The 19,515-nt window shown below is 61.5% G+C and carries 18 protein-coding genes; 5 read left to right on the forward strand and 13 right to left on the reverse strand.

What is annotated here, in order from left to right; genetic code table 11:
• Nucleotides 1-40 precede the first annotated feature (40 nt).
• The 3 genes from DLM86_RS01455 (at nt 41) to DLM86_RS01465 (ending at nt 1,628) form a co-directional block, all read left to right on the forward strand.
• Nucleotides 41-619 (forward strand): TetR/AcrR family transcriptional regulator, encoded by a 579-nt coding sequence (locus tag DLM86_RS01455; RefSeq protein WP_110838177.1) that lies wholly within the window; start codon nt 41-43, stop codon nt 617-619.
• Between the two features lie 34 nt (nt 620-653).
• On the forward strand, nt 654-974 hold the full coding sequence (gene sugE, locus DLM86_RS01460) for a quaternary ammonium compound efflux SMR transporter SugE (protein ID WP_110838178.1): 321 nt from the start codon (nt 654-656) through the stop codon (nt 972-974).
• A gap of 87 nt (nt 975-1,061) precedes the next feature.
• Nucleotides 1,062-1,628 (forward strand): hypothetical protein, encoded by a 567-nt coding sequence (locus tag DLM86_RS01465; protein ID WP_110838179.1) that lies wholly within the window; start codon nt 1,062-1,064, stop codon nt 1,626-1,628.
• A gap of 91 nt (nt 1,629-1,719) precedes the next feature.
• Here DLM86_RS01465 and DLM86_RS01470 read toward each other — a convergent pair whose 3' ends face one another.
• The 11 genes from DLM86_RS01470 to DLM86_RS01520 all read right to left on the reverse strand — a co-directional run bounded on the left by DLM86_RS01470 (nt 1,720) and on the right by DLM86_RS01520 (nt 14,684).
• Entirely contained in the window at nt 1,720-2,838 is a 1,119-nt protein-coding gene (locus DLM86_RS01470) for an SGNH/GDSL hydrolase family protein (RefSeq protein ID WP_110838180.1), read from the reverse strand.
• A 141-nt stretch (nt 2,839-2,979) separates the two neighbouring features.
• Entirely contained in the window at nt 2,980-3,939 is a 960-nt protein-coding gene (locus tag DLM86_RS01475; RefSeq protein ID WP_110838181.1) for a GNAT family N-acetyltransferase, read from the reverse strand.
• A 63-nt stretch (nt 3,940-4,002) separates the two neighbouring features.
• Entirely contained in the window at nt 4,003-5,118 is a 1,116-nt protein-coding gene (locus DLM86_RS01480) for a serine hydrolase domain-containing protein (RefSeq protein ID WP_110838182.1), read from the reverse strand.
• A 28-nt stretch (nt 5,119-5,146) separates the two neighbouring features.
• A complete protein-coding gene (locus tag DLM86_RS01485; protein ID WP_110838183.1) occupies nt 5,147-6,337 on the reverse strand; it encodes an anhydro-N-acetylmuramic acid kinase in 1,191 nt (396 codons plus the stop codon).
• Complete coding sequence (gene nagZ / locus DLM86_RS01490) at nt 6,334-8,031, reverse strand: beta-N-acetylhexosaminidase (RefSeq protein WP_342773039.1); 1,698 nt, start codon at nt 8,029-8,031, stop codon at nt 6,334-6,336. Before nagZ ends, DLM86_RS01485 begins: the two co-directional genes overlap by 4 nt.
• Before the next feature lie 41 nt (nt 8,032-8,072).
• The gene (locus tag DLM86_RS01495) at nt 8,073-9,260 is read right to left on the reverse strand and encodes an exo-beta-N-acetylmuramidase NamZ family protein (RefSeq protein WP_245954296.1); all 1,188 of its coding nucleotides are present in this window, start codon (nt 9,258-9,260) and stop codon (nt 8,073-8,075) included.
• Between the two features lie 22 nt (nt 9,261-9,282).
• Complete coding sequence (locus DLM86_RS01500) at nt 9,283-10,020, reverse strand: DUF2189 domain-containing protein (protein ID WP_110838184.1); 738 nt, start codon at nt 10,018-10,020, stop codon at nt 9,283-9,285.
• Between the two features lie 114 nt (nt 10,021-10,134).
• Nucleotides 10,135-11,247 carry an ABC transporter ATP-binding protein gene (locus DLM86_RS01505; protein ID WP_110838185.1) on the reverse strand — a complete coding sequence of 371 codons (1,113 nt, stop codon included), beginning with the start codon at nt 11,245-11,247 and terminating at the stop codon, nt 10,135-10,137.
• A gap of 30 nt (nt 11,248-11,277) precedes the next feature.
• Nucleotides 11,278-12,111, reverse strand: a complete 834-nt coding sequence (locus DLM86_RS01510; protein ID WP_110838186.1) for a carbohydrate ABC transporter permease — start codon at nt 12,109-12,111, stop codon at nt 11,278-11,280.
• A 13-nt stretch (nt 12,112-12,124) separates the two neighbouring features.
• Complete coding sequence (locus tag DLM86_RS01515) at nt 12,125-13,054, reverse strand: carbohydrate ABC transporter permease (protein WP_110838187.1); 930 nt, start codon at nt 13,052-13,054, stop codon at nt 12,125-12,127.
• A 232-nt stretch (nt 13,055-13,286) separates the two neighbouring features.
• Nucleotides 13,287-14,684, reverse strand: coding sequence for an ABC transporter substrate-binding protein (locus DLM86_RS01520; protein ID WP_110838188.1), 1,398 nt, complete (start codon nt 14,682-14,684; stop codon nt 13,287-13,289).
• 458 nt (nt 14,685-15,142) lie between these two features.
• On the opposite strand from DLM86_RS01520, the gene DLM86_RS01525 reads away from it, so the two are divergent.
• Both DLM86_RS01525 and murQ read left to right on the forward strand, forming a co-directional pair.
• A complete protein-coding gene (locus DLM86_RS01525; RefSeq protein ID WP_158289269.1) occupies nt 15,143-16,099 on the forward strand; it encodes a BadF/BadG/BcrA/BcrD ATPase family protein in 957 nt (318 codons plus the stop codon).
• Nucleotides 16,096-17,013: an N-acetylmuramic acid 6-phosphate etherase gene (gene murQ / locus DLM86_RS01530; RefSeq protein WP_110838190.1), complete on the forward strand. Its 918-nt coding sequence runs from the start codon at nt 16,096-16,098 to the stop codon at nt 17,011-17,013. Before DLM86_RS01525 ends, murQ begins: the two co-directional genes overlap by 4 nt.
• Nucleotides 17,014-17,095: 82 nt before the next feature.
• Here the strand turns inward: murQ and DLM86_RS01535 are convergent, their stop codons facing one another.
• Nucleotides 17,096-17,860 carry a sulfite exporter TauE/SafE family protein gene (locus tag DLM86_RS01535; RefSeq protein ID WP_110838610.1) on the reverse strand — a complete coding sequence of 255 codons (765 nt, stop codon included), beginning with the start codon at nt 17,858-17,860 and terminating at the stop codon, nt 17,096-17,098.
• Nucleotides 17,861-18,045: 185 nt separating this feature from the next.
• On the reverse strand, nt 18,046-19,431 hold the full coding sequence (locus DLM86_RS01540) for a protoporphyrinogen oxidase (protein WP_110838611.1): 1,386 nt from the start codon (nt 19,429-19,431) through the stop codon (nt 18,046-18,048).
• Nucleotides 19,432-19,515 lie beyond the last annotated feature (84 nt).

Here is a 19,515-nt window from a genome sequence, read left to right on the forward strand (position 1 = left end):
TAGTTGCCTAACTATCGTTAGTTAGAAGGAGGCGCATCCCATGACAGCCAACGCTATCAAATCCGCCGCCCTCCGGCTGTTTGCCTCACACGGCTACGAAGGCACGCCGTTGTCCGCCATCGCCAAGGAGGTCGGCATCAAGACGCCGTCGCTGTACGCGCATTTCGAGAGCAAGGAGAAGCTGTTCTTCGCCGTATACGAAGACGTGCAGGACGAGCATGCCCGGAAGCTGGAAGCGCTCATCGAATCGGTGCGCCTCGAGCCGACGGAGACGAAGCTGTATCGTATTTTATCCGAAACTTGCCGCAACTACTTGCTGGACGAAGAGAAGGCCGCTTTCTTGAAGCGGGCGATGCTGTTCCCGCCCTCCTCGCTCGCAAGCGAGCTGCAGGCGAGGTTTTTGGAGGCGGAGCGCAAGCAGTCGTCGTTTTTGCGAGGCGTATTCGAGTCGGGGATCCGCGAAGGGACGATCCGGGAGCGCGACCCGGACGATTTGCTGGCCGCCTACTACTGCCTGCTGGACGGCTCGTTCGTGCAAATGTTTTATTACGGACCGGAGCGGTTCCGGGAACGGCTCCAATCGGTATGGTCGATGTTCTGGGAAAGCGTCTCCCGCTAGAAGGAAAGTCATCATGAGAAACGGAGTGAGAAGCATGCCCTGGATTTATTTGATCGTCGCCGGATTGTTCGAAGTCGTATGGGCGATCGGGTTGAAATATACGAACGGCTTTACCCGGCTCGTGCCGAGCGTCGTAACCGTAGCGGGTATGATCGTCAGCTTCGCCATGCTGTCGCTTGCGCTCAAGTCGCTTCCGATCGGAACGGCTTATGCGATTTGGACCGGCATCGGCGCGCTCGGCACCGTCGTCGTCGGGATGCTCGTCTTCGGCGAGCCGCGAGACTGGACGCGCGTCCTGTTCCTGCTGCTCATCGTCTCGGGCATCGTCGGACTGAAGGCGACGTCCGGGCATTGATCGGGACGACATCCGGTTGAAGCCGGCCGAACCGATCCATACTAATCCGTACCGAGTCTTATCCAAGCAAGAAACGGAGATGATCGAATGGACCGCAATCCGCAGCAGGTGCCGTACGGCTACGAGCCCCCCGGGGAGACGACGAAAGGAACGCTCTTCGTCTACGACAGCTTCGATCTCGGCGACGAGGCGGACGGCCCGGCGACGGACGGCTCGCTCGGGGAGATCGGCTTGCGGCTGCTCGCCGATTGGGCGGAGCGGCGAAGCTTGTCGCGCATCGCGCTGTACGTGCCGCACGAGGAGACGTTGAAGCGGATGGGCGTCAAGTTTCCGCCGCCGATGTACAAGCGCGAGGACGCGCTTCAGGAGGCGGTCGGCCGGCTGCCGTGCGCGGTCCGGCTCGATATCGATACGTACGAGCGCAAGCGCAAAAAGTATACGCCGATGGATGTCGCGCTCCGCTATATGGCCGAACGGTACGAATCGCCTTATTTTCTCGGCTTGTCCGGGGCGTACGCGAACCGGTTCGCGTCCTATCAAGGCTTCGAGCAGTGGATACGCCAAATACGGCTCGTCGTCGCGCAGGAAGGCCGATTCGAGCCCCATCCGCTGCTGGTTAAGCACGAGAGCCGCTGGAACCGGCTCGGGGAATGAAGGAAAACCGTTGTCGTCGATGTTAGACGGGCAAGCGGGCAAAAAAGCAAAACCGGAGCGCGTCCTTCGACGTCTCCGGTTTTTCGATTGTTTACAGCTCGTTTTTCAGCAGCTCCCGGAACACCGGGGTCAGCGTATCGGCCATCCGCAGGAAGCCGAGGTCGGTCGGGTGCACGCCGTCCACGGTGCACTCGTCGTAGCTGTCGGTACCGAGCAGGACGCCGCCGTCGAAGAAATGGACGTTGGTGTCGCCGCGGCTCCGGTACGATTCCACGGTATCCATCTCGATTTGTTTCATCTCGAGACGTTTTTGCAGCAGAGCGGGCTCGAACCGTTCCCGCGCATACTGGATTTTGGACAGCACGAGTATCGGGACGTCCGGGTGCGCTTCGCGATAAATGCGGATGAATTCCGGCAGCGTCCGCCGCATCAAGTCGGTGTCGACCGCATTCGCCTCATAATCGAGCACGAGCAGGGCGGGATCTTCGATTTCCGCAATCGTACGGGCTACTTCCGGCTCGCCGCGGCCGTTGCCGGAGAAGCCGAGATTGACGAACTCGATCGGGATTCGGCGGCTGATAATGTTCGTATACGCCATGCCCGGACGGGTCGCGCAGCCGCCTTGGGTGATCGACGTCCCGTACACGATCGCTTTCTTCGCGCTTCGGTAGGGGAGCGGCTCGTACACGTCCGCGTCCGGGTCGACGCCGATCCATACTTCCTCGACTCCTTGATAAAGCGGAAAGTTGAGCGTCACATGACGTTCTTCCGCATGGGGAAAATGAAACAGCTCCGCCTCGTACGTCTGCTGCGTATGGTCGTAACGCGTCACGCCGAAAAATTGCTGGTCGCCCGGCGTCCCCAAGTAGATGTCGAACCCGCATTGGCCGGTCGCCGGCATATGGTACATGTTCGCCTTGCCCGCCAGTGCGACGCGGATCGAGAGACGGGCCGAGTTCGTCCGGAACGCGATCTGTCCTCCCGCCGTCGAATTGGCCAATTGGTCGACCGCCGTCGGCAGCGTATGCTTCGGCCGGGACGGCAATCTGCGGTACAGGCCGTCTTGGCCGAACCACGGAAAGCCGGACAGCCGGAACGGCGGGCGGTCGGGCGACAGCCAGCGCAGTCCGGCGTCCTCCGTTTGCGTCAAGCTCATGTTCGGGTCCAGCTTTTGCGCGTCGACCTGCGCGGATTTCGTTTGTTCCGCCATCGTAGCGCCTCCTTATCGGATTCGTATGTATCGAATGTCGGTTCCTTCCCGATTTTACCACAGGTAGCCGCTCGGATCGACGTTCATTTCGGATGAAAAAAAGAGAAAAGACGCCGATGTCGACGTCTTTTCCAAAATCGGTTACGCTTTCGGTTCAAGCTCCCGGCACATGACGTGGAACGACCGCGTGACGCGAAAGCCGACTTTCTTGTACAGATGCCCGGCGGGCGTCGTCTCGCCCGTCCATAAAAACCAGGCGCCGTGCAGCCCGGCGGCGCGCATCGCGCGCAGGCAGTCGTACAGCAATATTTTGCCGAGTCCCTTGCCCTGCTCCGAAGGATCGACGCCGAACGGTCCGAACCGTTCGCGGATGCCTTCATAGCCGCCGTACAGGCAAAATCCGACGAGCCGCTCGCCTTTGTACGCGACCAAGATGCTGTCGAGCGGCATGCCCCGCAGGACGCCCTCGCGGATCGCCCGTCCCCAGTCCGGATTGAACGCTTCGTTCGCGAACCGGATCAGCTCCGCCAAATCGCGGTCCTCCGCCGTCCGGAACTCGTACCCCTCCCGCGTCCGCAGACGCTTCAGCTGCACGACGTCGTCCGGCGTCTCGTAGCCGACCAGCGGCAAGTCCATCGCCACCGGCGAATACCGCCGCACGAACGATTCCTTCAGCAAAAACGCGTAACCGGCCGGATATGCGCGCTCGTCGATGCCCGGCACGATGTAATTCGGCGCATACGAGGAGAAAAACAGCTTCGTCCGGCCGTGGCCGCGCAAAAATTCGACGGCATCGCGCATCAGCACGGACGCCACGCCTTGACGCCGATGAGCCGGCGACACGAAGAAAAACGGAATCCAGCCGTTGTCCGGCTCCAGGTCGGTGCCGGCCATCGGCAGCAGGCGCCGGACGGCGTAGACGCAGCCGATCAAGGAACCGCCGTCTTCGGCGACGCGCAAGCCGGCCGGGTCGAAGTTGGCGTCCAGCAGCACCAGATTGCGGAACCGCGCGGGCGTTACGGGATCGTGCACGAGGCATTCGTTCCAAAGCTTCACTAGCTGTCTCTCGTCGCCGGGTCTATAGCTTCGATACGTGATCATGTTCGTCTTTGTCCTTTCCCTAGTTCATCCGCGTGCGCGTGCGCGCGCGGCGGCCCCAATCCGCTACAGGCAGGCGGCGGCCGTCGCGTTATGAAAGCAATGGCGCAGCCGGGCGACCGAAACGTCCCTGCCGTAATGAACCCGGTTCGTCAACAGCACCGCGAAGCAGTCCGCCGCCGGGTCCATCCACAGGCTCGTTCCGGTAAAGCCGGTGTGGCCGTAGCAGGACGGCGACAGCAGGTCGCCGGAGGCGTCCCACGGGTCGCCCTTGAGCACCCAGCCGAGGCCGCGGTTGGCGGCCAAGCCGGGCGTCGCGCAGCGGGTCGCCGCCTCGACGGCCGCCGCGCTGAGCAGCCTCCCGCTTCCGCCGATGCGGCCTTGGGCCAGCCACATCGCCGCATACTTGGCCAAGTCGGCCGCGGTCGAGAACAGGCCGGCGTGGCCGCTGGCGCCGCCGAGCGCGCCCGCGTTCTCGTCGTGCACCTCGCCCCACTTGTGGCGGCCGAGGCCGGCGTCGTATTCGGTCGCGGCGATGCGCGGCCGCAGCTCCTCCCGCGGGAGAAACCGCGTGTCGCTCATGCCGAGCGGCTCGAATACGTGCTTCCGCGCGGCGTCCGCCAGCGGTTCGCCGAACAGCTCCGACACGATTGCGCCCAGCGTGATGAAGCCGAGGTCGCTGTACACCATTTTCGTGCCCGGCTCGTATTCGAGCGGCTGGCCAAGCACGTGCGCTTTCACTTCGTCCGGCGTCCAGCCGTGCGAGTACATATCCTTATGCGACAGCAGGCCGGACGTATGCGTCAGCAGCTGCTTGACGGTAACGGCCGACTTTCCTTCGGCGGCGAACGCCGGAAGGTAGACGGCGACCGGATCGTCCAGACGCAGCCGGCCGCGGTCGACGAGCAGCAGCGCGAGCGGCAGCGTCGCGACGACCTTGGTCAGCGACGCGCAGTCGTAGATCGTGCCCGGCGCGGCCGGCAGCCTGCCGCCGTCCGGCGCCGCCGTATGCGCGACCCCGACCGCGTGCACCGCGGCTACGCGGCCGTGCCGGCCGATCGCCGCTACGCCGCCCGGCGTATCGCCTCGCGCCACCGCTTCGTCCAGCAGGCGGAATGCGTCGGCGATCCGATCCGGGTCCATGTTCGCGTCGGCGGCCGCCGACGTGTCGTATTCGTTCATTGTGCTTCGCCTCCCATCGAATCGCCGATCAGCCCGGCAGCGCCAGCTTGCCCATAATCGTCGGGACGGGAGCGCCCGTCGCCGACGGCAAATTGTTCGGAATGCCGAACAGGAAATTGTTCGCGAATACGGCGAACGCGACCGCTTCCTTCGCGTCGCTCGATATGCCGAGCGCGTCCGACGTCGTTACCGTTAGTTCCGGCAGCAAATCGCCGAGCATCGCGAGCAGCGTCTTGTTGTGCGCGCCGCCGCCCGACACGATCACCTCTTGCGCCGGCGCCGCCGGCAGCACGAACTCGCGGTAGCCTTGCGCGATCGAGCTTGCCGTGAAGGCGGTGAACGTCGCCACGATATCGGCGTCGGACAGCCCCTTCGCACGCATCCGCTCCATCCATTGCTGCGCGTACGCCTTGCCGAACAGCTCGCGTCCCGTCGTCTTCGGCGGCTTCATCGCGAAGTACGGATGGCTCATCATGTCCGCGACGACGGCGCCGTCCGGCTTCCCTCTCGCCGCCCATTGGCCGCCCGCGTCATAGCTGCGCTCGCCGTCCGACAGCGTATGGACCGCTTGGTCGATCAGCATGTTGCCCGGGCCGGTATCGAAGGCGATGACCTGCTCCGGCAGCCCGCCGGCCGGAATCGCCGCGCAGTTGCCGATGCCGCCGATGTTTTGCACGATGCGTCCTTTCGCCTCGTCGCGGAACAGAATAAAGTCCGCATACGGGACGAGCGGCGCTCCTTGCCCGCCGACGGCCATGTCGGCCGTCCGGTAATCGCCGACGACCGGCTTGCCCGTCCGCTTCGCGATGACCGACAAGTCGCCGATCTGCAGCGTCGAGCGGACGAGCGACCAATCGGATTCGTCGGCGATCGGGATGTGCCAGATCGTCTGGCCGTGCGAGCTGATCAAGTCGACGTCGGCCATCGTCAACCCCGCTTCCGCCACCGCCCGCTCCGCCGCGTCGGCGAGCACGTCGGCGATGTAGAAGTTCATGCCGCACACTTTGGCCACGTCCGAATGCTCGACGCTGCACAGCTCCTTCAGCTTCTCGCGCAGCTTGTCGTCATACGGCACCGCCGTGTAGGCGACGAGCTCCGCCTTCGTCGCGAGCCCTTGGCCCTCGACGCGGACGATCGCCGCGTCGACGCCGTCGAGCGACGTGCCGGACATGAGCCCGATAATGAGCCGGCTCGGCTTCGTTACGAGATTCGCGATCATCGTCCGTTCCCTCCGCTTCCCGCCGGATAATCCGGATGAATCGCCACCGGCGTCCGTCCTCGCGCTTCCGCCGTCCCGGCCAGCACCTTCGCCGCCGATTGCAGCGCGAGCGGCCGCGATTCGTACGTCAGCACGTACGCCGGCACGTCCGGAAACGCCTGAATGTCGTACGGGTTGCGCTGCGCCACGACGACGGGCTTGCCGCCCGATTCGAGAACGGCGCGCACGAACGCCGCCTGCTCCGGCCGGAACGACGCGTTGTACGTGCCGACGACGACTTGGCCGAACGAGCGCGCCAGCTCCGCGAGCGCGTCCGCCTGGCCGGCGACGTCGTCGAGCAGAACGGTCCGCTCCTCGACCGGGACGCCTTGCGCGGCCAGCGCCTGGCCGAGCGTCATCGGCAGGTCGACCGATTCGTCGACCTCCGACACCGCCGCCGCCTGCACGCCGATGACGAGCGTCCGCTCGCGGCGAAGCGGCAGCAGGCCGCCTTCGTTCTTGACGACCGTGACGCTCGCCTCGCTGATCCGGCGCGCTACCGCGCGATGCGCCTCGCCGCCGACGCGGCGGAACGCGTCTCCCGCGTAGTAGGCGTCGTCCGCGACCGTGGCGACGGCGTCGGCCGTCAAGCCGCGCCGCCGCTTCATCGCGAGCAGGCGCCGCACCGACGCGTCGATGCGCGCCTCGCTGATGCGCCCCGACTCGACGGCGGCGACGAGCGCGTCGATCGCCCCCTCCTGCAAGTCGTGGCGGTGGCTGATCAGGACGCAGTCCGCGCCGGCTTCGACCGCCATGACCGCCGCCTTCACCGTGCCGTAATGGTCGGCGATCGCCTTCATCTCCATGCAGTCCGTCATGATGACGCCGTCGAAGCCGAGCTCCTCGCGCAGCAGGCCGGTCAAGACGTTGCGCGACAGCGTAACCGGCACCTTGCCCGACTCGAACGCCGGGAAATAGATGTGCGACGACATGATCGCGTCGACGCCGGCCGCCACCGCCCGTTTGAACGGCGCGAGCTCGACCGCGTAAATGCGTTCCCGCGAATGCGAAATCGTCGGCAGGTCGAGATGCGAATCGACGTCCGTGTCGCCGTGTCCCGGAAAATGCTTCGCCGTCGCGGTAACTCCCGCTTCCTGCAGCCCCCGGATCGCCTGCAGCCCGTAGTCGCCCACGAGCTCCGGCGATTCGCCGTAGGAGCGGACGCCGATGACCGGATTCGCCGGATTGACGTTGACGTCCAGCACCGGCGCGTAGTTCAGATTGATGCCGAGCGCGCGCAGCTCGTCGCCGGTCACGCGCGCCGCCTCGTAAGCAGCCTCCGCCGATCCGCCGGCCGCGATCGCCATATTGCCGGGCATGAGCGCCACGCCTTCGGTGAGGCGGGCCACCATGCCGCCCTCCTGGTCGATCGCGATCGTGAGCGGCGGCAAGCCCGCTTCCATCGCGATCCGCTGCAGCTCCGCGTTCGTCGCCGCCACTTGGCGGATGTCCCGCACGTTGCGCGCGAACAGGATGACACCGCCGATGCCGCGTTCGCGGATCAGCCGGACGATCTCCTCGCTCGGCTCGTAGCCGTGAAACCCGCAGTGGACCATCTGGCCGATTTTTTGCCGCAGCGTCATCGCCGACGCGTCATACCCCGCGTCAGCCGTTGCCGCCTGTTCCCCCGGATGCTTCGTACTGTTGCCGTTCACCTGGTTTTCCTCCCGTCTCTCCCGAAGCTGGCCGCCGTCGATCAGTCGTACAGCAAATACGGAGCGCGCTCCTTTTTCCATTCGTCGGCGTCGCGTTCCCACAGCGCCACGATACGCTCCAGTCCCGCGTCGTCCAGCGCGGACGTGCGGACCAAATCGCTTCCGGTCAAATAGTCGATGAAGGGCTTGCGCCCTTCTTTGAACGGGGCGATCCATTCGAACCGCCCGTCGGACAGCTTCGCCGCCCGATGCAGCAGCCGAAGGCCCGTCTCCACGCTCCGGTACGTCTCCGTGTCGGTCACGTATAGCTGGACGCCGCTGCACAGCGCCCCTTGATGCTTCGAGAACGTCGGGGTGAAATACGTCGGCTGAAAATGGACGCCCGGCAGCGCCAGCGCGTTCATCTCCGCCGCCAGCCGTTCGCCGTCGAGCCAAGGCGCGCCCACCGTCTCGAACGGACGCGTCGTGCCCCGCCCTTCGGAAACGTTCGTGCCTTCGAACAGGCACGTTCCCGGATAGACGCGGCACGTCTCCAGCGTCGGCGTGTTCGGCGACGTCATCACCCACGGCAGCCCCGTATCGGCGAACTCCATCGTTCGGCGCCAGCCCTGCAGGCCGACGATTTTCAGATCGCACCGCCGCTCCAGCCGGTCGTTCATGTACAACGCGAACTCGCCGATCGTCATGCCGGTTCGGAACGGAATCGGCGCGATGCCGACCATCGATTCGAAGCCCGGCACCAGCTTGCCGCCCTCGCAGCAAAAACCGCCGAACGGATTCGGGCGGTCGAGAACGATCAGCGTCGTGCCGGATTCGGCGCACGCTTCCATCATATAGACGAGCGTCGTCAAATACGTAAAGAAACGGACGCCGATATCTTGAATGTCGAACAGAACGACGTCGACGTGCCCGAGCATGTCGGCCGTCGGTTTCTTGGTTTTCCCGTACAGGCTGAAGACGGGCACGCCCCAGCGGGGGTCCGTCTCGTCCTCGAACAGGACGCCCGCCTGGCGTTCGCCGCGGATGCCGTGCTCGCAGGCGAACAAGGCGGTCAGCTTGGCGTCCGTCAATGCGCCGCACAAGTCGATCGTCGATTCGAACCGGCTGTTGATGCCGGTCGGGCATGTCACCAAGCCGACCCGAGCGCCGGCGAATACCGTCTTCGCCGCTTCTTCGATCCGGTCCGCGCCGGTGCGCACGCTAGGCTGCGCCGTAATCCGATTTCCCACTTCTCCCACTCCTTCGATGGAATCAATTCCCGAGCGCCGACGCCGTCTCGAACCGGTCCCGGCCCGCAGCGCGGTCCGTCCGGGCCTCGTCCGCCGGACGGCCGCCGTCCTCGTCGTCCCGCTCCGGCTTGGCCAATACGTTGGCCGTCACTTCGTTGGCATAAATGCCGTACATCCCCAAGTACAAGGCCGCGAAGCCGATAACCGTCACGCCGAGCAGCACGGTCAAGCTGAGCAGTTGGACGAACGCGCCGATCGTATAGACGGGATGCGCGAGAAACAGCTTCACGCTGCGTCCCATCGCCGTGAATACGCCCGCTCCCTCCTGTACGACGAGCGGCAGCGCATACAGCTGCGAGACGAGCACCATCGACACGAAGTACGTCTGGAACACGGCGAGAACGAAGTAGAGCATGCCGGACTTCCCGCCGTAATACCACCAGGTCGACACGATGATCAGGATGAAGATCGAGCAGACGAAGGCGAACGCGATCGACGGCAGCGCGAATTTCCAGACGCCGGCGAACATCGCGGCCAGCCTCGGCTTCTCCCCCTTCATCATCCGATGGGTGGCGTGCAGCGCGCCGGCCGCCAGCGGCACGGCGACGAACGGCAAAAAGACGAGCGATATGCCGATCGGCAGGAAGAAGACGAACGGGACGAATACGATCGCCCCCGTCATGCTGAACAGCGCGACGGGAATAATATCCTGATAAATCCGCTTCGCCGAGCGGACGACGATTTCGCTCAATTTGCGCATCCCGTCTCCCCCTTTCTTTTGCTAAGATTGCGTTGATGGTTCACCCATAGAATAGGGAAAATAAGAGCGGAATCCCCCTCTTATTTTCGTCCGTATCGTCCTATGGAGTTCGGGTCAAAACAAAATGCGCTCTTCCGTCGCCGGATCGAAGAAATGAAGCTTGTTGCGGTCGAACACGAACGTCATCATTTGTCCGATGCGGGCCTCCGTCTCCGGATTGACGCGGGCGGTGACCATGCGGGCGCCGACGCGGAAGTACAAGAGCGTCTCCGCGCCCAAATTCTCGATAACCTGCACGTTCGACTTCATCGAGTTTTCTTTGGATACGTTCATCTTCTCGGCGAACTCTTCGCCGTAAATATGCTCCGGACGAATGCCCAGCACGACTTCCTTGCCCTCGTAGGCGCGGAGCCCTTTCACCATCGCATCCGTCAGCGCGAAGGAGGCTCCTTCGATATGAACGTTGCCGTTCTCGATGCGCGCGTCCATGAAGTTCATCGCCGGCGAGCCGATGAAGCCCGCGACGAACATGTTTTGCGGCTCGTTGTACAGCACGCCCGGCGACGCGATTTGCTGGATGCGCCCCTTGTTCATGACGACGATCCGCTCGCCCAGCGTCATCGCCTCGACCTGGTCGTGCGTGACGTAAACGATCGTCGCGCCGAGCCGCTTGTGCAGCTCGGACAGCTCGACGCGCATCTGGATGCGCAGCTTCGCGTCCAGGTTCGACAGCGGCTCGTCGAACAGGAACACTTGCGGATCGCGGACGATCGCGCGTCCGACGGCGACCCGCTGGCGCTGGCCGCCGCTCAGTTCCCGCGGCTTGCGGTCGAGCATTTCGGTCAAGCCGAGAATGTTCGAGGCGTCCATCACTTTCTTCTCGATTTCCGCCTTCGGCCGCTTCAAGTTTTTCAAGCCGAACGACAAGTTTTCCTTGATCGTCATGTGCGGATACAGCGCGTAGTCCTGGAATACCATCGCGATATCGCGATCTTTCGGATGAAGCTCGTTGACGATCCGGTCGCCGATGATGATATCGCCGCTCGATTGCCGCTCGAGACCGGCGATCATGCGCAGCGACGTCGTCTTGCCGCAGCCGGACGGGCCGACGAATACGACGAACTCTTTATCTTCGATGACGAAATTCGAGCCGGCCACCGCCGTGAACGTGCCGCGCTTTTCGTCGTGATATTCTTTGACCACATTTCTGAATTCGACTCGTGCCATTTCTAGTCCCCTCCTGTACCTGCTAACTCGTTACCCTTTGACCGCGCCGATCGTGATGCCTTGCAAGAAATATTTTTGCAGCGCGAAGAACAGAATGATCATCGGCAGCGCGCCGACCGTAGCGCCGGCCATAATCGCGCCGTAGTCGGTCGCTTCCGCGAACCGGAAGCTCGCGAGGCCGACTTGGATCGTCCGCATTTCCGTCGAACGAGTCACGAGCAGCGGCCAGAAGAAATCGTTCCAATGCGCCACGAACGTGAATATCGCCAAAACCGCCAAGCCGGGCTTCGCCATCGGCAAAATGATTTTGCGGAAAATGCCGAATTCGCTGCACGCGTCGATACGCGCGGCGTGAATGAGCGATGTCGGCAGCGTCGACATGTACTGCTTCATCAAGAAGATGTTGCCGACCGTCACGATCGACGGCAAAATGATCGCCGTATACGTATCGGCCAAATCGAATACGTTGATGACCAGCACGTACAGCGGAATGAGCGTCACCTGCGCCGGAATCATCATCGTGCTGAGCAGCACCCAGAAAATCGAGTTGCGGCCCGGAAACTTCAGCTTCGCGAACGCGTAGCCCGCCAGCGTGGCGAAGAACAGGTTCGTAACGGTAATGACGGCCGACACCAGCAGCGAGTTGAACAGCCAGCGCCAAGCTTTCGTTTTCGTGAAAAACCGTTCGTAAGGCGCGCTCGACCACAATTCCGGCCACATTTGCGGACGGAACGACGCGGACGATTGCGAATCCTGGAACGAGCCGATCACCATCCAGTACAACGGGATAATCGTAATGAGCACCCAGAGCAGCAGGACGGCGACCGCGATGCTTAAAAATACGGCTTTGGCCTGTTTCGACATGGCGACCGCCTCCTTAATATTCGATGTCCGACGAGAAGTATTTGAACTGGATGACCGAGACGAGAATGATCAGCCCGGCGAGCACGAACGACTGCGCCGAAGCGAGCCCGAAGTCGTAGAAGACGAACGCCGACTCGTAGATCAAGTACGCGATCGTCGTCGTCGCGAAGTTCGGACCTCCCGATGTCATCAAGTAGACGCTGATGAAAACCTGGAACGATGTTATGACGCCGGTAACCGCCAAGTAAAGCGTCGTCGGCTTGAGCAGCGGCCACGTAATTTTGCTGAACTTCGCCCAGCCGCTCGCGTGGTCGATGTCCGCCGCTTCATAGAGCGATTTCGGGATGCCGCCCATCGCGGCGAGATACAAGATGATGCCGCTGCCGTGAGCGCCCAAATAGCTCATCAGCATGAGGGAGAACAGCGCTTTGTTCGACTGGCCGAGCCAGACGACCGGATCGAGCCCGAACATGCCGATGACGCGGTTCATGAGACCGGAAGCGGTCGGGTCGAAAATCGCCAGCCAGACGAGCGAAATCGTAACGCCGGACGCTACCGCCGGCAAATAAAGCGACGCCTTGAAAAACGTCTGCCACGAGTTCTTCATCTGGAAAATAAAAAAAGCCAGGATGAACGTAATGGCGATGTTGACCGGCACGGTTCCGATCGTGAAGATGACCGTGTTCTTGATCGATTTCCAAAAGACGTTATCCGTGATCATGTAGGAATAGTTGTCCAACCCGATCCATTTGGACTGCATAACGTTATACTTTTGGAAGCTCATCAAAAACGCGGAAAAAACCGGGTACAGCGTAAAGACCAAAAACAACAGCACCGGGGCCAAAATGAACAGGTACGCCCAGCCGTAATCTTTCCAGAACTGGACGAACTTCGTGTTCGGCGGCTTCGGTCCCGGTATCGCTTGAACCGTATCGTTTTTCATTTTGTCCTCCTGAGAACTTTGCCGAAGGCAAAGTTACTTCGTAAGCATGAACCGAACTTTGCCGAAGGCAAAGTTACTTCGTAAGCATGAACCGAACTTTGCCGAAGGCAAAGTTACTTCGTAAGCATGAACCGAACGTTGACGAGAGTCAAAGCCGCTTCTTCTATTTTATAAGAAACGCCCCATATGCTGCCATACAGGGCGTTTCCGTTACGCTCGTTTGCAATTGAGATTAGCGCAGCATTTGCTGCCCTTTCGTTTTCAATTCTTCGGCTGCCGCTTCCGGCGTTTTCTCGCCTGCGAGCACCGCTTGGAAATTCGGCTTCTCCACTTGCTCGCGGTATTGCTTCAGCTTCGCCGCTTTGTCGACGTCGATGCTGAGCGCCACTTGCGGAGCGAGGTTTTCGCGCATTTTTTTCGATACGTTGAAGTTGATTTCCTTCGCCAGTCCTTTGCCCGCGAATTCTTTCGCTTGCGAGTTGCGTACGAACGGCAGGCACAGCTCGTTGGCGGAGTTGCCCGCTTTCGCTCCGGTCAAAGCTTCCATGACGAGGAACGTGTTTTTCTTATGCTGCTCGTTGTTCGCGCCTTTTTGCGTGAAGGCGATGTAGCCTTCGCCGCCGCCCGTCGTTACGCCGTAGCCGTTGACGGAAGGAGAGTGCGGTACCGGCAGCTGGATGTATTCGATTTTTTCGCCTTTGATTTTGCCTGCGTCGATATCTTTGTTGCGGTTCGCGATCATGACGTCGTAGTAAGGAATCGCTTTGCTGATGATGGCCGCTTGACCGGCATAGAACATTTCCGTCCGCTTCGCCGGAGCGAGCGCCACCGTTTCTTTCGGCATGTAGCCGTCTTTCACGAGCGTGCTGATAAATTTCAGAGCGTCGACGATTCTTTGGTCGTTCCAGATGAAGTTGCCTTTCGCGTCCACCGCGTCGACCAAACCGGCGTTGCGGGTTATCATGTCGAGGAAGTCGATCGACGTTCCGTCGGTCACAAGTGCATATTGCTGGCTGCCGTCAGGCAGCTTCTTGTTCAATTTCTTCGCGACTTCGAGGAATTCCGGCCAAGTCCAGCCGTTTTCCTGAATTTTTTTGTAGTCTACGCCCGCTTCGTCGAGAATGCGCTTGTTGGCTCCCCAGCCCCAGAGGGATTGGTACAACGGCAAGCCGTATTGTTTGCCGCCGAACTGCATCGTTTCGAGCGTGCCCGGCAGGAAGTCTTTCTTCGTCTCTTCCGAAACGGCCAAGTAGCTGTCGATCGGCATGGCGAGGCCCGTGCTGACGTACTGGCCGTTCATGCCGCCGAAGTACAGATCCGGAGGGCTGCCCGCGTTCAAGGCGACGTCGAATTTCTTCGGACCTTCCGCCCAGGACAAAATTTCGTACTCTACTTTAATATGCGGATATTTCGCATTGAAATCGGCGATCAATACTTTGATATCGTCTTCGTATTTCCCGTGAACCGGGTAAGTCCATACTTTAACCGTGTCGGGAGTCGTATCCTGCTTCTGCTCGGTCGCCGGGGTTTTGCCCGCTTCCGGCGTATCTCCTGACTTGCCGCAACCTGCGGCGACGGCTACGAATACGAGAACCATCGCCATGGAAAGCCACTTGCTGAATAACCTCATTTCCCGTTCCCCCTGTTCAATAATGATCAAGCGCTCGACAGCTTCCCTGCTAGTGTGCGTTACGCCCAGTATGTTATTCCATACCGTTCGAGGGAATCCTGTACAGCGGGAACCGCAGGTTCGTCCGCCTGACATCAGGAAACCTATCGATCCGCTACGATCCATAACAACCGGCGCGACCGCGCAGGACGCGGCATAGACCGGACCGGCACGCTGCCATATGGATGTTATCGCTTCCACATGAGTTTATTATAGCGCCCGCGAAATAATATTTCAATAAAAATTTAATATCAATAAATTTTGTTTTACAAACCTGACATCTTCCCGTATACTCAAATAAAATCCATCCCATGTATAAGGGGCTCCCTGTCCACGCAGCGGAGCGCCATTCGGACTGTCGGCTGTCGCCCGGCGGTCGGCCGCTTGTCCCTATATATAAGAAAAAGCGGGTGAACAGTTTGCGTTACGTAATTGGCATCGACGGAGGAGGCACGAAGACGGAAGCGCTCGTACTGGCGGAGGACGGCCGCGAATGGGGCGGTCTCGTCGTCGATTCGACGAACCCTTTCGCCGTATCGTTCGAGCAGGCGACGCGGAACATGGCCTCCTTGCTCGATAAGGCGTTTTCCATTCCCGAGCTGCGGGAGGCGACGTGCGAAGCGGTCTGTCTCGGACTGGCCGGCGTCGACACCGACGACGAGCGCGCCCGGTTCCGGAGCTTCGTCGAGCAATATCGCGACGAGCGCGGCCTCGTCTTCGAAACGTTCATGAACAACGACGCGCAGATCGCGCTGATGGCGACGCTCGGCGACGACCGCGGCATCATCGTCATATCCGGAACCGGTTCGATCGCGTTCGGCTTGACGGAGGACCGGCGAAAGTTTCGCGTCGGCGGGTGGGGTCCCCTGCTCGGCGACGAAGGAAGCGGCTACGATATCGGCGTCCGCACGCTGAAGGCGGCGATGCGCAGCCATGACGGCATCGAGCCGGCCACGCTGCTGACCGAATCGATCGTCCGGACGTACGGCTTTGCATCCGTTACCGATTTACGCACTTATATTTATCAACCGCACCTGAAAAAACACGACATCGCCAAATTCGCCGAGCTGTGCATTCGCGCCGACGAACAGGGCGACGATACGGCCGGCCGCATCCTGGACGCGGCGGCCGGCGACTTGGCCGCCTCGGCTGCGGCGCTCGTGCGCAAGGATCCTTGGTTCGAGCAATGCCGTCTCGTGACGACCGGATCGATCTTCCGACATTCCACACGCTTTGCGGACGCGTTCCGCACCGGCCTCGGCCGGCTCGCTCCGAACGTGCGGGTTATCCCGTCCGAGCGGGAGCCCGCTTACGGGGCCGCGCTTTTGGCAAGACGACAACTGCGACAATCTCAATCAAAGGGGCCATCCTCATGAGCAATTTGCTGAACGAACTGACAACCGAACAGGTGAACGAGCGGACGAAAGGAATCGACCGGCTGCCAACGGAGGAAATCGTCAAGCTGATCAACGAAGAGGATCGTCTCATCGCTGAAGCTCTTCGTTCGCTGACCCCGCAAATTGCCGCCGCCGCCGATCTGATCATCCGTTCGTTCCGCGCGGGAGGCCGGCTGTTCTACGTCGGCGCCGGCACGAGCGGCCGTCTCGGCATTCTCGACGCCAGCGAATGCCCGCCGACGTACGGAACCGATCCGTCCATGGTGCAGGGCGTCATCGCCGGCGGCTTCCGTGCCGTCAAAGACGCCGTGGAGGGCGCGGAAGACAACGCCGTGCTTGGCGCGAGCGACATGGACGAGCGCGCCGTCGGGCCGAACGATACGGTCGTCGGCATCGCCGCGAGCGGCCGTACGCCTTACGTCTTGGGCGCCATGAAGCGTGCCAAGGAGCTCGGCGCCTCCGTCGTCGGGCTGTGCAACAACCATAACACGCCGATGGCCGGCATCGCCGACCTGATGATCGAAGCGGTCGTCGGCCCCGAGGTGATCCTCGGCTCGACCCGGATGAAAGCGGGTACGGCGCAGAAGCTCGTCCTGAACACGCTGACGACGACGGCGATGATCCGGATCGGCAAAGTGTACGGCAACTTGATGGTCGACCTGCATCCGTCCAACGAGAAGCTCGTCTACCGGGCGAAACGGATTATCCGTATGGCGACCCAGGCGACGGAGGAACAGGTGGACGAGGCGTACAGGCTGTCCGGCGGCCATGTGAAAACCGCCATCGTCATGCTTCTCGCCGGCGTGGACAAGGAAGGAGCCGGCCGCCTGCTCGAGCGAAGCGGAGGCTTCGTGCGCGATGCGATCGCGACGGCGGGACGCACGGACGGTTAACGCAAAAAAATCCCGACTCTGCGCGAGTTCGGGATTTTTTGCGTTTTTGTCGCTCAGGGGATGGACGCCCGCGTCGGTCGGGTCAGATCAGCTTGATGCCGCTGATGAGAATGAGCGAAGCCATAATGGCCCGCAGCGGCTTCGCCGGCACCTTCGCCGTCAGCCCGCTGCCGATCCAGACGCCGGGCACGGAGCCGAGCAGCAGCTGGAAAGCGAGGCCGAAGTCGACGTTGCCGAAGCTGGCGTGCAGCAGACCGGCGGCCGTGACGAGCAGCAGCGCATGGGCGATGTCGGTCCCGACCAGCTTGGAAGGCGATATCGTGTACAAGTACAGCAGCGCGATCGCGAACAGCGAGCCGGAGCCGATCGAGGTAAGCCCGACGATAAAGCCGAGCACGAGGCCGATCGAGACGGTAAGCAGCTTTTTTTGCTCCAGCGGCTTGGCCTGCCAACGGTTTTCCTTCCCCCGCCGGTCGAACAGCTGCTTGGCGATCGTGAGCACCGCCACGACGATGAGCATGATGCCGAGCGCATGCCGGACGATCTGCTCCTGGTTATGGAAAAACGAATCGAACAGATGGAGCGCCACGATGGAGACGATCGCACCGGGGATGCTGCCCGCCGCCAAATAAAGGACGAGCTTGACGTCCACCGTTTTTTGCCGCATGTGACGGATCGTACCGAACAGCTTCGTGATCGAGTTGTAAAACAAGTCCGTTCCGACCGCGAGCGTCGGGTTGATGCCGACCAGCACCAAAATCGGCGTCAGCAGCGAAGCGCCGCCCACGCCGGTCAGGCCGACCAGAAAACCGACCAGCAGACCCAAGAGCGTAATGCCCCAATCCATCTCCATGCGCCCCACTCCATCCCCAATAATTCCGATAATTATACTAGGATTATAGGCGATTTTATGGCCGCTGTAAAGTATTTGTTTCCCATTTTCCGCCTTCCTTTCGGCGTACGCAACGGCGAAAACCGGGCGGAGCGCCGCTCCGCCCGGTTCCGGCCTATCGTTTCGGCCGCCGATCTTTTTTATAGGCTCGTCGCGATCCGGCTTGCGGTCCTTTCGCCGCTCAAGATGCATTCCGGGATGCCGACGCCGTAATACGAGCAGCCGGCCAGCAGGACGTTCGGATACCGTTCGGCCATTTCGTGTTCCAGCGACCGGACGATTTGCGGGTGCTGCAAATGGTAGTTCGGCATCGTATCGCGCCATTTTGTCACTTCATACGATACCGGCTCATCCGTCAAGCCGATGCTCCGCTCGATATCGCGGCGCGCCACCTCCACGAGCTGCTCCTCGGTCATGCCCCGGAGCTTCTCGTATTCGCGGCCCGCGCTTTTGTAGAACAGCCGGACGAGCAGCCGGTTTCGCTCCGACGTATGCTCCCACTTGCGGCTCGTCCACGTACAGGCGTTGCACGTCAGGTCGCCGCCGGCCACGGCGATGAAGCCCGTCCCGTCCTTGGGCAGCACGCCGTCCGGTACGTCGTAGCCGAGGTAGACGCTGATGAGGGAGCTGTTCGTGAGCCCGCCGAACAGCTCGTCCAGCTTCCCGTCGCGGAGCAGACGCTGCGCGGCCGTATGCAGCGTGCCGAGCACGACGAAGTCCGCTTCGATCGTTCCGCCGCCGGACAACGCGATTTCGTACCGGCTTCCTTTCTTCCCGATCGCTTCCGCTTTCACGCCTTTCCGGATATCGGCTTCGGCCAGCCGCTCCTCTAGCTTGTCGATCAAGACGGATACGCCCCGCTTGAACGACAAAAACTTTTTGTCGCCCGTTCCCAGAAACCGGCTCCGGTTCTCGGACAATCCGCGAATGATGCTGCCGTATTCGTTTTTATAATCGAGCAGGTAAGGAAGCGTCGAAGCGATCGTCAGCTCGTGCAGCTCGCCGGAGTAGACGCCGGACAAGACCGGGGCGATTTGCTTCTCGACAAGCTCCTTGCCGAGGAAATGCTCCAGGAACGCGCCGATCGAATCGTCCTTTGTGAACGTCTCGTTGGGCGTGTAGAAGTCTTTGAGCGCCTCCACCTTGCCCTGCGCCGAGACGAGCTCGGTCGTCGCGAGCGATTCCAGGCTGAGCGGGATGCCGAACACCGCCTCCTTCGGAATCGGCTTCAAGGCGCCGTCGGTGTATATGTAAGAAACGCCCGTCGCGTTATAGACGACTTCGTCCTGCAAGCCCAGCTCCTCCAGAAACGGGGCCACGTTCGTCTTGCGCGCGACGATCGAATCCGCCCCCGTCTCCATGACGAACTCGCCGTCGCGAACGGTTCGGATTTTGCCGCCCAGTTCGGGCTCCGCTTCCACGAGGACGATTGCCGCCTTCTTTTGGCTTACTTTTAGCGATTGTTGAAGATAGTAGGCCGTACATAGCCCGGTTATTCCCCCGCCGATGACCGCTACCGTTTTCACCGCGATTCCCCCTGCCTTGATTCGATTGCCGGAAAGTAGGATGACTCCTATATTATACGTCCAATCGCACGCCGTAACCACGAT

The sequence above is a fragment of the Paenibacillus flagellatus genome (assembly GCF_003217775.1).
Taxonomy (GTDB): Bacteria; Bacillota; Bacilli; order Paenibacillales; family NBRC-103111; genus Paenibacillus_AB; species Paenibacillus_AB flagellatus.